Origin of the sequence: Oryzisolibacter sp. LB2S (genome assembly GCF_040732315.1) — a bacterium.
Taxonomy (GTDB): Bacteria; Pseudomonadota; Gammaproteobacteria; order Burkholderiales; family Burkholderiaceae_C; genus Alicycliphilus; species Alicycliphilus soli.
Genome location: NZ_CP160388.1, coordinates 2,097,068 through 2,112,091, shown reverse-complemented (window position 1 = coordinate 2,112,091; position 15,024 = coordinate 2,097,068). Strand labels below are relative to the sequence as shown.

14 protein-coding genes are annotated in these 15,024 nt (G+C 66.5%); 9 read left to right on the top strand and 5 right to left on the bottom strand.

The window, feature by feature from the left end; all coding sequences use genetic code 11:
* Nucleotides 1–8: 8 nt before the first annotated feature.
* The 9 genes from ABUE11_RS09920 (at nucleotide 9) to ABUE11_RS09880 (ending at nucleotide 7,254) form a co-directional block, all read left to right on the top strand.
* Entirely contained in the window at nucleotides 9–335 is a 327-nt protein-coding gene (locus tag ABUE11_RS09920) for a hypothetical protein (protein ID WP_201395616.1), read from the top strand.
* Nucleotides 332–1,684 (top strand): P-type conjugative transfer protein TrbL, encoded by a 1,353-nt coding sequence (gene trbL, locus ABUE11_RS09915; protein WP_201395615.1) that lies wholly within the window; start codon nucleotides 332–334, stop codon nucleotides 1,682–1,684. Before ABUE11_RS09920 ends, trbL begins: the two co-directional genes overlap by 4 nt.
* Before the next feature lie 18 nt (nucleotides 1,685–1,702).
* Nucleotides 1,703–2,407, top strand: a complete 705-nt coding sequence (gene trbF / locus ABUE11_RS09910; RefSeq protein WP_201395614.1) for a conjugal transfer protein TrbF — start codon at nucleotides 1,703–1,705, stop codon at nucleotides 2,405–2,407.
* Nucleotides 2,404–3,408: a P-type conjugative transfer protein TrbG gene (trbG, locus tag ABUE11_RS09905; RefSeq protein WP_201395613.1), complete on the top strand. Its 1,005-nt coding sequence runs from the start codon at nucleotides 2,404–2,406 to the stop codon at nucleotides 3,406–3,408. The genes trbF and trbG overlap by 4 nt, the downstream gene beginning before the upstream one ends.
* Before the next feature lie 2 nt (nucleotides 3,409–3,410).
* Nucleotides 3,411–4,682 (top strand): TrbI/VirB10 family protein, encoded by a 1,272-nt coding sequence (locus ABUE11_RS09900; RefSeq protein WP_201395612.1) that lies wholly within the window; start codon nucleotides 3,411–3,413, stop codon nucleotides 4,680–4,682.
* Nucleotides 4,679–4,921: a DUF2274 domain-containing protein gene (locus ABUE11_RS09895; RefSeq protein WP_201395611.1), complete on the top strand. Its 243-nt coding sequence runs from the start codon at nucleotides 4,679–4,681 to the stop codon at nucleotides 4,919–4,921. The genes ABUE11_RS09900 and ABUE11_RS09895 overlap by 4 nt, the downstream gene beginning before the upstream one ends.
* A 610-nt stretch (nucleotides 4,922–5,531) precedes the next feature.
* Entirely contained in the window at nucleotides 5,532–6,437 is a 906-nt protein-coding gene (gene cysM, locus ABUE11_RS09890; protein WP_367065228.1) for a cysteine synthase CysM, read from the top strand.
* Between the two features lie 17 nt (nucleotides 6,438–6,454).
* Nucleotides 6,455–7,021: an NUDIX hydrolase gene (locus tag ABUE11_RS09885; RefSeq protein WP_367065227.1), complete on the top strand. Its 567-nt coding sequence runs from the start codon at nucleotides 6,455–6,457 to the stop codon at nucleotides 7,019–7,021.
* A 5-nt stretch (nucleotides 7,022–7,026) separates the two neighbouring features.
* Nucleotides 7,027–7,254, top strand: a complete 228-nt coding sequence (locus tag ABUE11_RS09880) for a sulfurtransferase TusA family protein (protein WP_367065226.1) — start codon at nucleotides 7,027–7,029, stop codon at nucleotides 7,252–7,254.
* Between the two features lie 81 nt (nucleotides 7,255–7,335).
* Here ABUE11_RS09880 and galU read toward each other — a convergent pair whose 3' ends face one another.
* The 5 genes from galU to ABUE11_RS09855 all read right to left on the bottom strand — a co-directional run bounded on the left by galU (nucleotide 7,336) and on the right by ABUE11_RS09855 (nucleotide 14,969).
* On the bottom strand, nucleotides 7,336–8,223 hold the full coding sequence (gene galU, locus ABUE11_RS09875) for a UTP--glucose-1-phosphate uridylyltransferase GalU (RefSeq protein ID WP_367065225.1): 888 nt from the start codon (nucleotides 8,221–8,223) through the stop codon (nucleotides 7,336–7,338).
* Between the two features lie 54 nt (nucleotides 8,224–8,277).
* Nucleotides 8,278–10,041, bottom strand: a complete 1,764-nt coding sequence (locus ABUE11_RS09870) for a bifunctional metallophosphatase/5'-nucleotidase (RefSeq protein ID WP_367065224.1) — start codon at nucleotides 10,039–10,041, stop codon at nucleotides 8,278–8,280.
* A 60-nt stretch (nucleotides 10,042–10,101) separates the two neighbouring features.
* Nucleotides 10,102–12,981: a valine--tRNA ligase gene (locus ABUE11_RS09865; protein WP_367065223.1), complete on the bottom strand. Its 2,880-nt coding sequence runs from the start codon at nucleotides 12,979–12,981 to the stop codon at nucleotides 10,102–10,104.
* Between the two features lie 150 nt (nucleotides 12,982–13,131).
* Nucleotides 13,132–14,064: an electron transfer flavoprotein subunit alpha/FixB family protein gene (locus tag ABUE11_RS09860; RefSeq protein ID WP_367065222.1), complete on the bottom strand. Its 933-nt coding sequence runs from the start codon at nucleotides 14,062–14,064 to the stop codon at nucleotides 13,132–13,134.
* Nucleotides 14,065–14,219: 155 nt separating this feature from the next.
* Nucleotides 14,220–14,969, bottom strand: a complete 750-nt coding sequence (locus ABUE11_RS09855) for an electron transfer flavoprotein subunit beta/FixA family protein (protein ID WP_367065221.1) — start codon at nucleotides 14,967–14,969, stop codon at nucleotides 14,220–14,222.
* Nucleotides 14,970–15,024: the final 55 nt, after the last annotated feature.

The following is a 15,024-nucleotide window of genomic DNA, read 5'->3' as shown; positions in this document are numbered from 1 at the left end:
AGGCTGCCATGCAACGCACGCCCGTCGTGTTCGCCTTCGCCGTTCATGCGCTTGTGCTGGCCGGCTGTGACCGGCCGCAGCAGGTGCCGGTGAATGCGCTCGCCGCCGACCCGGCCCGGCTGCACGCGCTGCGCGCGCAGTGCCGCGCGGGTGCGCACGACGGCGCGTTTTGCGCGCAGGTGGCCCAGGCCGACCTGTGGCGCTTTCTCTCCGGCCAGGCCGGGCCGGGCGAGTACCAGACGTTGGCCGACCTGCCGCCGATCCCACCCAGCTTCGATGAACCCGCCGATGGCGGTGCGGCAGTCGCTCTGCTTGGGCAGGAGGCCTCGCCATGAACGACGTGACGATCATCGACCGCTTCCTCGATACCTTTTCGCGCTACATCGACTCGGGCTTTGGCCTGTTGCACGGCGAAGTGGCGTTTCTGACCGCCACGCTGATCGTCATCGACATGACGCTCGCCGGGCTGTTCTGGGCGATGAGCCATGCCACCGGCCAGGGCGAGGACGTGATCGCCAAGCTGATCCGCAAGGTGCTGTACGTCGGCGCCTTCGCCTACATCATCGGCAACTTCAACTGGCTGGCCGGCATCGTGTTCCGCTCCTTCGCGGGCCTGGGCCTGACGGCCAGCGGCTCGACCCTGAGCATGGAGAACTTCCTGCAACCAGGCCGGCTGGCGAAAGTCGGCATCGACGCCGGGGCGCCGATCCTGAAGCAGATCGGCGACATGGCGGGCTTTCCCGAAGTGTTCGTGAACATCACGCCCATCGTCGTAATGTTCCTCGCGTGGCTGATCGTCCTCTTGTGCTTCTTCGTGCTCGCGATCCAGCTTTTCATCACGCTGATCGAGTTCAAGCTGACCACGCTCGCAGGCTTCGTGCTGGTGCCGTTCGCACTCTGGAACAAGACCGCGTTCCTCGCCGAGAAGGTGCTAGGCAATGTGGTGTCCTCGGGCATCAAGGTGCTGGTACTCGCGGTGATCGTCGGCATCGGCTCGGGGTTGTTTGCCGAGTTTCAGGTACAGCCAGTCGAGCCATCCATCGACCACTCCGTGGTCGTGATGCTGGCCTCGCTGACGCTACTGGCCTTGGGCATCTTTGGGCCAGGCATTGCGACCGGGCTGGTGTCGGGCGGGCCGCAGCTCGGCGCGGGTGCGATGGCCGGTGCCGCGCTGGGTGCGGCCGGTGCTGCCGTTGCCGTGGGCGCTGCGGCCACGGGCGTCGGTAGTGCGGTAGCTGCCGGGGCGCGTATGGCGCCCGCAGCCGCCAAGCTGGCCGGCAGCGGAGCGCGTGCCGCTACCGGAGCGGCCAGCAGCGCTCGGTCAGCGTTTCAGGCGGGTTCTGCATCCGCCGGTGGCGGCCTCAAGGGTGCTGCCGCTGGTGTCGGCAATGTCGCCAAGACCGGCGCACAGGCGGCCGGGCAGAAGGTGGCCGAAGGCGCGCGCTCGATGAAGGAGCGTGTCGCCGCTGCCTTCCGGCCCGACGACGCCGGATCGGCGTCGGGGGCCGGTGCCGCGCACGCGGCAAACGAGCCAACCCCATCCGCTGCGCAACCCGCCTGGGCCAAGCGCCTGCATCGCAGGCAGCAGCTCACCCATGCCGCGACCACCGCTGCCCACACGCTGCGCGGGGGCGACGGTGGCAGCTCCAGCCAGGGGCCAAGCCTGCGCGATTCCGATTCCTGATCCCCAAGGAGAACACCCATGCGATTCAAACGACCGCAGGTGCGCTATGCCGATACGCCGCAGCCTGCTACCCCGTACCAATCCGCCGCCCAGGTGTGGGACGAGCGCATCGGCTCGGCCCGCGTGCAGGCCAGAAACTGGCGCTTCATGGCCTTTGGCTGCCTCACCTTGGCCGTGCTGATGGCCGGTGGCCTGGTCTGGCGCTCCGCGCAATCCATCGTCACCCCTTACGTCATCGAGGTGGACAACGCGGGCCAGGTGCGCGCTGTCGGCGAAGCCGCCACGCCGTACCGGCCCAGCGATGCGCAGATTGCCTACCACCTGGGCCGCTTCATCGGCCTGGTGCGCTCGCTGTCCATCGACCCCATCGTGGTGCGGCAGAACTGGCTCGATGCCTATGACTACACGACCGACAAGGGGGCCGTGGTGCTCAACGAGTACGCCCGCGTGAACGATCCGTTCGCGCGCATCGGCAAGGAGTCGGTGACGGTGCAGATCAGCAGCGTGACCCGCGCCAGCGACACGTCTTTCAACGTGCGCTGGACGGAGACGCGCTTCGTCAATGGTGCGCTGGATCGCACCGAACGCTGGAACGCGGTGATTTCCACGGTGCTGCAAGCCCCGCGCACCGAGCAACGCCTGCGCAAGAACCCCTTGGGCATCTACGTCAACGGCCTGTCGTGGAGCCGTGAACTGGAAGCGAATGAAGGAGCAAAACCATGAATGATCTTTTCCGTAAATCCGCCTTGCCGGTGATGCTGCTGGCCTCGATCGTCCTATTTGCAGGCTGCGCTTCGCAGGGCAAGCCGCCGCCGTCCATTTCGCTCGATGAGCCGGTGCAGGCCCAGCCACTGCCCGAGCCGCCGAAGCCGGTGGAAGTGGTGGCCATGCCCGAGGTTCTGCCGATGCCGGCGCAGATGAAGCCTGTGCCGGATGCCAAACCCGCCGCAGAACCCGCCGATGAAACCGTGCGCGTGTCCCGCGCCAATGCTGAAGCGCGCATTGCGCCCACGCGCGAGGGCTACGTCAACGCAATTCAGGTGTGGCCGTTCACCGATGGCGCGCTGTACCAGGTCTATGCGGCCGTGGGCCGCGTAACGGTGATCGCGCTCCAGCCGGGCGAGGAGCTGGTGACGGTGGCCGCTGGCGATACCGTGCGTTGGATCGTGGGCGACACGTCGAGCGGCAGCGGTGAGGCGCTGCGCGTCAACGTGATGGTCAAGCCGATCCGCTCAGGCCTGAAGACCAATCTCGTCATCACCACCAGCCGCAGGACGTACCTGCTGGAGCTGACCTCGACCGAGAAGACATGGATGGCGTCGGTGTCCTGGGAGTATCCGAAGGACAAGATGCTGGCCTTGCAGCGCCAGTCGCAGGCGGCCAGCGCCGCCGCGCCGGTCGATAGTGGGCTGTCGCTGGAGAAGATCCGCTTCCGCTACGCGGTCAGCGGCAGCAATCCGCCGTGGAAACCGCTGCGCGCCTTCGATGATGGCGAGAAGGTCTATATCCAGTTCCCGCCGGGCATCGCCCAGGGCGAGTTGCCGCCGCTGTTCGTCATCGGCGCGCAGGGCGACGGGCAACTGGTGAATTACCGCTTTCGTGCGCCGTACTACATCGTCGATCGCCTGTTCGGCGCCGCCGAACTGCGCTTGGGCGGCGACAAGGGCGACGTCGTGCGGATCGAGCGCACAGATGGCGTTTCTGGTGGCACGCGGAGGAACTGACCATGAGCCAGGACGACACTCCCGACCTTGCCACGCCACAGGCGGACAAGGTCGCGCCCGAGGCGGTCGCGCTGCGCGCCCAGCCGCGCCCGGTCACGCGCCTGAACCGACGCACGCTGGCCATCCTCGTCGGCGGCCTGTCGGTCGCCGTGCTCGGGGCCACGATCTGGTCATTGCAGCCGCATCGGCGCGGCGCCGGCGAGCAGACCGAGCTTTACAACGTCGATCGCGTCTCGAAGTCCGAAGGGCTGGATGGCCTGCCTTCGGATTACTCCAAACTGCCGCGAAAGGTGCCCGAACTGGGGCCGCCGCTGCCGGGCGATCTTGGCCCGGCCATCATGAAGTCGCAGCAGCCGGTGACGCCGACGTATGCGCCACCGGGCCATGACCCGGAGGATGCGCGGCGCAAGGAGGCTGATGCGGCGGCGGGTTCGTCGGTGTTCTTCCGCTCGGGCGCTCAAGGCAAAGCCGCCGCGCAGGGAGGGGCACAAGTCGCCACCGCTGGTTCGGCATCCAGCTTGGCGGGCTTCGACCCACTCGCCGCAGGCCCGGCCTCGACGGCGGCCCAACCTGCCGACCCGACTGCTGTGCAAAACCGGCAAGATCAGAAAGAGGCTTTCCTGAAAGGCGGCTTTACGGAAACCCGTAATTCCGGCAATCTGCAAATGCCGTCCTCGCCGTATCAGGTCATGGCGGGAACAGTGATCGCCGGGGCGCTGGTGACGGGCATCAAGTCGGACTTGCCGGGCGACGTGATCGCCACGGTGACGGAGCCGGTCTATGACACGGCCACAGGCAAGTTCCTGCTGATCCCGCAGGGATCGCGCATCCTGGGCAAGTACAACAGCCAGGTCAGCTATGGGCAGAGCCGCGTACAAGTGGTGTGGAACCGCGTCATCCTGCCGGACACGTCATCGCTGAAGCTCGACAACCTCGCCGGCACCGATCCGGCAGGCTACTCCGGTCTGGAGGATGGGGTCGATTGGCATTGGGATCGCGTCTTTGCCGGCGCGGCGCTGACCACGCTGCTGGGCGTGGGCGCAGAACTGGCCGCGCCGGAGAACCGGCAGGATGGCAACCGCATCGTGATCGCCGGGCGCGACGGCGCGCAGGACAGCATCAATCAAGTCGGCCAGGAGATGACCCGGCGCAACATGAACATCCAGCCGACGCTGACCGAGCGGCCGGGCCTGCCGGTGCGGATCATCGTCAACCGTGACTTGGTACTAAGTCCGTACCAGCCGTTGTTCTTCAACCGTGGAGTTGCGAAATGAACACCACCAAGACGCTGCGGCTGGGGCCGTTGCCCAAGACCGAGAGCACGAAAATCACGTTTTCTTGCCCGATCAGCTTGAAGGCTGAACTCGACCGCTACGCTGCGCTGCACGCGCAGGCGTATGGGGATGCGGTTGATGCTGTGACGCTGATCCCGTACATGCTGGATGCCTTCATGGCGGGGGATAGGGGGTTCAGGCGCAGGCAAGCCAAGAACGAAAAAGCCACCCTTGCGTGAACAGGGGTGGCTTCCGAATTGGTGCCCGAGGCCGGAATCGAACCGGCACGCCTTGCGGCGGGGGATTTTCTTCCCACTTCGGCTTTCGCCGCCGCCGTCTCCGAAGAAACGGCGTTCGTGGGCTGGAGCACGCCTTCACCATAGCCTTTCGGCCGTAGGTGCCCGCCGTCTGCTCTCTACACCTTCCGAGGAACCTTTCGGCTCCAGGGCTTGGCTCGGTATTAGCTCGGACTTGCGTCCAGGGCCTTCGCCGAGTTTGACGGGCTTCACCTCTGGGGTTTCCCCCGGAGGGCTCAAATTTGGTCTGAGTCCCCTGCGTCTACCAATTTCACCACTCGGGCATGACGCACGATGCTACTTCAACTACCTACTCCTCACTAGGAGCCAGCTTGCATCGTCCTGGCTCCTAGTTGGCTCCTGGCTCGAAATGCGGGCATCCCGATCAAGAAGCGATTTATCACTCAATCCCTTGTTCCATGCAGCTTGGCAGGCAGTGGCCTCAAACAAGACCTACGTAGAAGTCCCTATTTTTGAGTCCCCTGCGTCTACCAATTTCACCACCCGGGCTGGCTTGGAAGCGAAGTCGCAAATTATGGCACAGTAGCGCGGTATGAAAACCTATCCGACGATTGAAGACGCCATCGGGCGCACGCCGCTCGTTGCGTTGCAGCGTATCGGGGCGCAGGACAACGCGGCGCGCGGCAACGTCATCCTGGGCAAGCTCGAGGGCAACAACCCCGCAGGTTCGGTCAAGGACAGGCCGGCCCTGTCCATGATCCGGCGCGCCGAGGAACGCGGCGAGATCCGACCTGGTGACACGCTGATCGAGGCCACCTCGGGCAACACCGGCATTGCGCTGGCCATGGCCGCTGCGATTCGCGGCTACCGCATGGTGCTCATCATGCCCGAGGATCTGTCGGTCGAGCGTGCCCAGACCATGAAGGCCTTTGGCGCCGAGCTCGTCCTCACACCCAAGAGCGGGGGCATGGAATACGCGCGCGACCTGGCCGACCAGATGGTGGCCCAGGGCAAGGGTGTAGTGCTGGACCAGTTTGCCAACCCGGACAACCCGCGCATCCACTACGAGACCACGGGCCCCGAGCTGTGGGAGCAGACCGAGGGGCGCATCACCCACTTCGTGAGCGCCATGGGCACGACGGGCACGATCACCGGCGTGGCGCGCTTCCTGCGCGAGAAGAACCCTGCCATCCGCATCGTCGGCGCCCAGCCGCGCGAGGGCTCGCGCATCCCGGGCATACGCAAGTGGCCCGAGGAATACCTGCCCAGGATCTATGAGCCCAACCTGGTCGATGAACTGGTCTATGTGAGCCAGGACGACGCCGAGGACATGGCCCGGCGCCTGGCGCGCGAGGAGGGCATCTTCGGCGGCATCTCCGCCGCCGGGGCCTGCTGGGTGGCGCAGCAGATTGCCGCGCAGACGCAGGACGCCACCATCGTGTTCGTGGTGTGCGACCGGGGCGACCGCTACCTGTCCACCGGCGTGTTTCCGGCCTGAGCGGCGCGGCCATCGTCATGCACTACGAGACGCGCTTTTGCACGCATTGCGCCACGGCGCTGGCCCCCATCACGGTGCTGGAAGACAGTGGCGAGAAGGAGCGGCTGCGCTGCCCGGCCTGCGGCTGGACGCACTGGAACAACCCCACGCCCGTGCTCGCCGCCATCGTCGAGGTCGATGGCCGCGTGCTGCTGGCACGCAACGCCCTGTGGCCGACCAAGATGTTTGCGCTTATCACAGGCTTCATGGAGGCGGGCGAATCGCCCGAGCAGGGCATAGTGCGCGAGGTCAAGGAGGAAACCAACCTCGACGCGCGCAGCGTGCGCCTGGTGGGCGCGTACGAGTTCCTGCGCATGAACCAGGTCATCATCGCCTACCACGTCGAGGCCGAGGGCGAGGTGCGGCTGTCGCCGGAGCTGGTCGACTACCGCTTCTACGAGCTCGATGCGCTCAAATGCTGGCCCGCAGGCACGGGCTATGCACTGGCGGACTGGCTGCGTTCGCGCGGGCACGAGCCGGTGTTCTTCACGGCCGAGGAAAACGCCGAGCGTCGCCGTGGACTCGACGACGTGCAAAAGGATTGAGAAGAATGGACATCCACAAAGAAATCGATACCCGGGGCCTCAACTGCCCCCTGCCCATCCTGAAGGCCAAGAAGGCCCTGGCGGACATGGAAAGCGGCCAGCTGCTCAAGGTCGTGGCCACCGACAGCGGATCCATGCGCGACTTCCAGGCGTTCGCGCGCCAGACTGGCAACGAGCTGGTGGAGCAGCAGCAGGTGGGTGAGGAGTACATCCACGTGCTGCGCAGGCGCTGAAGACAAAAAAGGCCTCTGGCGCTTGATGGGCAAGCGTCAGAAGCTATACAAAATATAGCTTTCTCCGAGGTGTGCAGCCGCTCAGAGCGCCAGTGAGCGCAGGTAGTCGCGGAATGTCTCTCCCACCTGCGGGTGCTGCAGTGCCAGCTCCACCGTGGCCTCGAGAAAGCCTTCCTTGCTGCCGCAATCGTAGCGCTTGCCACTGTACTGGTACGCGTAGACGGTCTCGTGCGCCATCAGGCGGGCGATGGCGTCGGTGAGCTGGATCTCGCCGCCCACGCCGCGTGGCTGGTTGCGGATTTCGTCGAAGATGCGCGGCGTGAGCACGTAGCGTCCGGCCACGCCCATGCGCGACGGTGCCACCTCGGGCGCGGGCTTTTCGACGATCTCGTCCACGCGCAGCAGGGGGCCGCCTGCGGCTTCGCCCTTGACGATGCCGTAGCGCTTGGTGTGCTCTTGTGGCACCTCCTGCACGGCCAGCAGCGAGCGGCCCTGCTTGGCAAAGGCGGCGGTCATCTGCGCCATCACGCCGGGGCCGCCGCTCTCGCCCACCATCAGGTCGTCGGCCAGCAGCACGGCAAAGGGGTCGTTGCCGACGAGCGGCTCGGCGCACAGCACGGCGTGGCCCAGGCCCAGGCTGCGCGGCTGGCGTACGAACAGGCAGTTCATGTCCTCGGGGGCGATGCTGCGCACCAGGGTCAGCATCTCGTGCTTGCCGGCCTGCTCCAGCTCGTTCTCGAGCTCGTAGGCGGTGTCGAAATGGTCCTCGATGGCGCGCTTGCTGCGGCCGGTGACGAAGATCATGTCGCGTATGCCGGCCTCGTAGGCCTCTTCCACGGCGTATTGGATCAGGGGCTTGTCCACCACCGGCAGCATCTCCTTGGGCGATGCCTTGGTGGCGGGCAGAAAGCGCGTGCCCAGGCCGGCGACGGGGAAAACGGCCTTGCGGATGGGGGCGGGGAGTGTCAATTGAGCTTCCTCACAACAATGGATCAAGGGTCGAGGGGCACAGGCCGCGTGGGGTCATGGCTCCACGCGCGCTATGCGTTCCTGCAGCGGCAAGGCCATGGGGCCATTCTGGCTTTGCGTGCGGATATGGTCCGCGAGTGCGTCCAGGTCGAGCATGCCGCCGGTGACGTCCTGGCCCTGGGTGAAGACGCTGAAGCCGTCGCCGCCCGTGCCCAGATAGCTTTGCAGTCCGACACGGTAGCGTGTGGTCGGCTCCAGGGGCTGGCCGTTGAGTCGCATGTCGCTGACGCGCTGGCCGGCGGGCCGGCGGCGGTCGAAGCGATAGCTGAATCCCTGGGATACATGCAGTATGCGCGGTGATTCGACGGTGTTGCTGCCGCCGTCGAACTGCTGCTCCAGCACCTGGCGGATCTGCTCGCCGCTCAGGCTCAGCACCATCAGCGTGTTGCCGAACGGCTGCACGCGGAACAACTGCCCATAGGTCACGCGGCCGTCGGCGGCGGGCACCAGATCGGCGCGCACGCCGCCGGGGTTCATGAACGCGAGTTGCGCGCCGCCGGCGGCGGCATCGCGTGTGGCGGCCAGGATGGAGTCGGCCACGATGCGGCCCATCACGCTCTCGCCGTTGGACTGCAGCGTCCGGCTCGCTGGGCCGGCCAGGCGGCCGGCCTGGGCAGAGGCCAGGGGCTCGGCGGCCTGCTTGTAGCGCGCCACCAGCTGGGCGACCTGGGGCTCGGGGCTGAACACCGGAAACTGCGGCTGCAGCGCTACAGGGCCGGAGCGGCCGTGGTAGGCCTCGCCTTGCACGATGTGCTGGCGCGCCGACCTGTCGGTGATGCGTCTTGTGCGGCCATCGACGGTGAGCCGCACCTCGGTCAGCAGCGTGCCGTACAGGCCGGCGCTGGTCAGCAGCAATGGCTTGCGCGGGTTGATCTTGGCGTAGTCGCAGATATAGGAGCGATGCGTGTGGCCCGAGATGACGACGTCCACTTCGGGCGAGAGCGCTTCCACGATGGGCACGATGTCGCCCGACAGGCCCCGGCAGCTGTCGTCCTGCAGGCCGGATGTGGTGCTGCCGCCCTCATGGATGAGCACCACGATCACGTCCGCCCCCTGGGCGCGCAGTCGGGGGATCAGGGCGTTGGCCGTGCTGGCCTCGTCGGCGAAGGTCAGGCCCTGCACGCCCGAGGGGCGCACCATCAGCGGCGTGTTCTTCAGCGTCATGCCGATGAAGCCCACGCCTATGCGCATGCCCTGCTCCTCGAAGAACTTCACCCCCGTGGCGGGCAACAGGGTCTGCCCGTCGCTGCGCAGGGTGTTGGCCGCCAGGTATTGGAAGGTGGCGCCGGCAAACGGCCTGCTCAGCTGGCAGGGCTGTTTGGCGGTGAACTGCTCGCAGCCGCCATGCTGCATGCGCAGCAGCTCTGCATGGCCCTGGTCGTACTCGTGGTTGCCGGTGGCGGCAAAGTCCACCTGCATGAGGTTGAGCGCCTCTATGGTGGGTTCGTCGAGGAACAGTGACGAAACCATGGGCGAGGCGCCGATCATGTCCCCGGCCGTCACCAGCGCCACATGGCGGTTGGCCGCGCGGCGCTCGGCGATGGCCTGGGCCAGATAGGCCGCGCCCCCTGCGGGCACCGCCACCGGCCGGCCCTGGGCATCCTGTGCCAACACCGATTGCTGGGGTGGCTCCAGGTTGCCGTGAAAGTCATTGAAGCCCAGCAGCGTGATTTCCATGCTGCCCGGCTGCAGGAGCTTGCCGCCGCCACAGGCCGTGAGCAGCAGCGCCAGCAGGCCCGCGCCCAGGCTGCGCAACATGGTGCCGCGCGGCCTGCCGGCAGATGTCGTCGGTGGCGGCATGTCGTGCACGGCAGGCGATCAGCCCAGGCGGGCGAGTTGCTCCTGGATGCGTGCGAGCGTCGCGCCAAAGTCGGCCACGCGCTTCTTCTCCTGCTCGATCACGGCCGGTGGCGCCTTGGCCACGAAGGCCTCGTTGCCGAGCTTGGCGTTGGCCTTGGCGATCTCGCCCGACAGGCGCGCGGCCTCCTTGGACAGGCGGGCCTTCTCGGCCGCCACGTCGATCTCGACGAACAGCGCCAGGCGCGCCGCGCCCACCACGTTGACCGGGGCGTTCTGCGCCTCTTTGGCCCAGGCGGCTGCGTCGTCAAACACCTTGACCTCGCTGAGCTTGGCCAGGTTTTGCAGCACGGCGGCGTTGGCGCGCAGAAACTGCGCCTCATCGGCGTTGTCGGCCACGGCCAGGAGCGGCAGGCGCTGGGCGGGCGATACGCCCATCTCGCCGCGCAGCTGGCGGCAGGCGTCCACCATGGCCTGGATGCGCGCCACATAGGCTTCCGCGCCCTCGTCGATCTTCTGCTCCTGCGCCTGGGGGTAGGGGGCGATGGCAATCGACGCGCCCGCGCGGTCCGCCAGCGGGGCCACGACCTGCCACAGCGCCTCGGTCACGAACGGGATGATGGGATGGGCCAGACGCAGAATGGCCTCGAGCGTGCGGATCAGTGTGCGGCGCGTGGCGCGCTGCTGCTGCACGTTGCCGGTCTGGATCTGCACCTTGGCGATCTCCAGGTACCAGTCGCAGAACTCGTTCCAGACGAAGTCGTAAATGGTGTTGGCGACGTTGTCCAGGCGGTACTCGGCAAAGCCCCTGGCCACCTCGGCCTCGACCTTCTGCAGGCGCGAGGCAATCCAGCGGTCCGGCTGGCTGAACTGCATGTAGGCCTCGGTGCATTCCGCCTGCGGATCCAGGCCGCAGTCGTAGCCCTCACAGTTCATCAGCACAAAGCGCGACGCGTTCCAGAGCTTGTTGCAGAAGTTGCGATAGCCCTCGCAGCGCTTGCTGTCAAAGTTGATGCTGCGCCCCAGGCTCGCGAGCGCGGCGAAGGTGAAGCGCAGCGCGTCCGCGCCATAGGCCGGAATGCCCTCGGGGAATTCCTTCTCGGTGTTCTTGCGCACCTTGGGCGCGGTCTCGGGGCGGCGCAGGCCCTGGGTGCGCTTTTCCAGCAGGGGCTCGAGGGCAATGCCGTCGATCAGGTCGACGGGGTCGAGCACGTTGCCCTCGCTCTTGCTCATCTTCTTGCCCTGGGCGTCGAGAACCAGGCCGTGGATGTAGACATGCCTGAACGGCACGCGGCCCGTGAAATGCGTGCTCATCATGATCATCCTGGCCACCCAGAAGAAGATGATGTCGTAGCCCGTGACCAGCACGGAGGAGGGCAGGTAGAGGTTGTAGTCGTCGGTGGCGCTGTCCGTCTGGTGGGGCCAGCCCAGCGTCGAGAAGGGCACCAGCGCGCTGGAATACCAGGTGTCGAGCACGTCGGGGTCGCGCTTGAGCGTCTTTCCGGGCGCCTGCGCCTGCGCCTCGGCCTCAGACTTGGCCACGTAGACATGGCCGTCCTCGTCGTACCAGGCCGGAATCTGGTGGCCCCACCAGAGCTGGCGCGAGATGCACCAGTCCTGGATGTTGTTCATCCACTGGTTGTAGGTGTTGACCCAGTTCTCGGGCACAAAGCTGACCTGGCCGCTGGCCACGGCATCGATGGCCTTCTGAGCGATGGACTTGCCCGTGGCATCGCCCGTGCCGTCCTTGGCCACCTTGTTCATGGCGACGAACCACTGGTCGGTCAGCATGGGCTCGATGACCTGGCCGGTGCGCGTGCAGATCGGCACCATGAGCTTGTGCTTCTTGGTCTCGACCAGCAGGCCCAGGGCCTCGAGGTCGGCCACCACGGCCTTGCGCGCGGCAAAGCGGTCCATGCCACGGTATTTCTCGGGCGCCTGGTCGTTGATGGTGGCCGCGAGCGTGAGCACGCAGATCATCGGCAGGCCGTGGCGCTGGCCCACGGCATAGTCGTTCTGATCATGCGCGGGCGTGACCTTGACCACGCCGGTGCCGAATGCCTTGTCCACGTAGGCGTCGGCAATCACGGGGATTTCGCGGTCGCACAGCGGCAGCTTCACCATCTTGCCGATCAGATGCTGGTAGCGCTCATCCTCGGGGTGGACCATCACGGCCACGTCGCCCAGCATGGTCTCGGGGCGGGTGGTGGCCACGATCAGCTGGCCGCTGCCATCGGCCAGGGGGTAGGCGATGTGCCAGAGCGACCCGTCCTTCTCCTCGTTCTCCACCTCCAGGTCGGAGACGGCCGACTGCAGCACCGGGTCCCAGTTGACCAGGCGCTTGCCACGGTAGATCAGGCCCTGCTCATACAGCTTGACGAAGGTCTCGGTGACCACCTTGGAGAGCTTGTCGTCCATGGTGAAGTACTCGCGGCTCCAGTCCACCGTGTCGCCCAGGCGGCGCATCTGCGTGGTGATGGTGTTGCCGGACTTTTCCTTCCACTCCCAGACCTTCTTCACGAACGCGGGGCGGCCCAGGTCGTGGCGGCTCACGCCTTGCTCCTGCAGCTGGCGCTCGACGACGATCTGCGTGGCGATGCCGGCATGGTCCGTGCCCGGAATCCAGGCCGTGTTGTGCCCGACCATGCGGTGGTAGCGCGTCAGGCTGTCCATGATGGTCTGGTTGAACGCGTGGCCCATGTGCAGCGTGCCGGTCACATTGGGCGGCGGCAGCTGGATGCAGAAGGCTGGCGCGCCGGCATCGGCCTGGCCGCTTCCGCGCACGCCGGCGCTGCCATAGCCGCGCCTTTCCCACTCGGGGCCCCAATGCGCTTCGAGGGCGGCGGGTTCAAAGGATTTGGACAGGGATTGCAGGCCGGGTTGTGCTGGGGTGTCGCTCATGGCAATGAAAAACGGCATCCCGTGGGATGCCGTCAAAGGCAATGGTTCGGAGGATGAGGGGATTTTATTCGCTTGCAACCATGCTCTTGAGTTGATAGCTGTCGGCGCTTGTTCTGCAAGGATTAGAGGCGTATTTCGCTTGAAATGCGTCTACAGCGCCTGAGCCAGTTCCGGCACGGCCACAAACAGATCGGCCTCCAGCCCATAGTCGGCCACGCTGAAGATGGGGGCCTCGGGGTCCTTGTTGATGGCCACGATGACCTTGCTGTCCTTCATGCCCGCCAGGTGCTGGATCGCACCCGAGATGCCGCAGGCGATGTAGAGCTGGGGCGCGACGATCTTGCCCGTCTGGCCCACCTGCAGGTCGTTCGGTGCATAGCCCGCGTCCACGGCCGCGCGGCTCGCGCCAATGGCCGCACCGAGCTTGTCGGCCAGCGGCGTGATGACCTCGTTGAACTTCTCGCTTGAGCCCAGCGCGCGGCCGCCCGAGACGATGATCTTGGCGGCGGTGAGCTCGGGCCGGTCGCTCTTGGTGACCTCGCAGCCCACAAAGCGGCTCTTGCCCGCGTCCTGCACGGCGGCGATGGTCTCGACCTGGGCGCTGCCACCGGTGGCAGCGGCCGCATCAAAGCCCGTGCCGCGCACGGTGATGACCTTCACGGCGTCGGCGCTTTGCACGGTGGCAATCGCGTTGCCCGCGTAGATGGGGCGCTCGAAGGTGTCGGGGCTGTCGACGCGGGTGATGTCGCTGATCTGCGCCACGTCGAGCTTGGCGGCCACGCGCGGGGCCACGTTCTTGCCGCTGGCCGTGGCCGGGAACAGGATGTGGCTGTAGCCGCCGGCAATGGCGAGCACCTGGGCGGCGAGGTTTTCCGCCAGGCCGTCCTTCAAGGCGGCGCCGTCGGCGTGCAGCACCTTGGCGACGCCGGCGATCTGGGCGGCGGCCTGGGCGGCGGCGCCAGCGTTTTCTCCGGCGACAAGCACATGGACCTCGCCCCCGCAGGCGGCGGCGGCCGTGACGGTGTTGAGGGTGGCGCTCTTCAGGCTTGCGTTGTCGTGTTCTGCAATAACAAGTGCGGTCATTTCAGTCGTCTTTCTCTTGAATCGTGGATGGTGCCGCGCATCGCCCGCGACCGTGGAGACTGGCGCGGCCCAGGCGGGAGACACCGAGGAAGGGCCGCCCCGCACCGAAGGTGTCGTCCCCCTGGGGGGAAGACGCGAAGCGGCTCAGGGGGGCCTCAAATTACCTTGGCTTCATTCCTGAGTTTGGCGACCAGCGTGGCCACGTCGGGCACCTTGATGCCGGCGCCGCGCTTCGGGGGCTCGGCCACCTTGAGGGTCTTCAGGCGCGGGGCCACGTCCACGCCCAGGTCCTCGGGCTTGACGGTCTCGAGCGGCTTTTTCTTGGCCTTCATGATGTTGGGCAGCGTGACGTAGCGCGGCTCGTTCAGGCGCAGGTCGGTGGTGATGACGGCCGGCTGGCTCAGCTCCAGGGTTTCCAGGCCGCCGTCGACCTCGCGCGTGACGTTGACCTTGTCACCTGCGACCTCGACCTTGCTCGCGAACGTGGCCTGGGGCAGGTCGGCCAGGGCCGCGAGCATCTGGCCGGTCTGGTTGGCGTCGTCGTCGATGGCCTGCTTGCCCAGGATCACGAGGCCGGGCTGTTCCTTGTCGACCAGGGCCTTGAGCAGCTTGGCCACGGCCAGGGGCTGGAGCTCGGCATCGGTCTCGACCAGGATGGCGCGGTCGGCACCAATGGCCAGGGCGGTGCGCAGGGTTTCCTGGCATTGGGTGACGCCGCAGGAGACGGCGATGACCTCGGTGGCGGCGCCCTTTTCCTTCAGGCGCACGGCCTCTTCGACGGCGATCTCGTCAAAGGGGTTCATGCTCATCTTGACGTTGGCGATGTCCACACCCGTGCCGTCCGACTTCACGCGGACCTTCACGTTGTAGTCCACCACGCGTTTGACGGGGACGAGGATTTTCATATCGGGCTTTCTCTCATGCAAAAACAGCGAACTGGCCGAGACTTTGGCGCAAAGG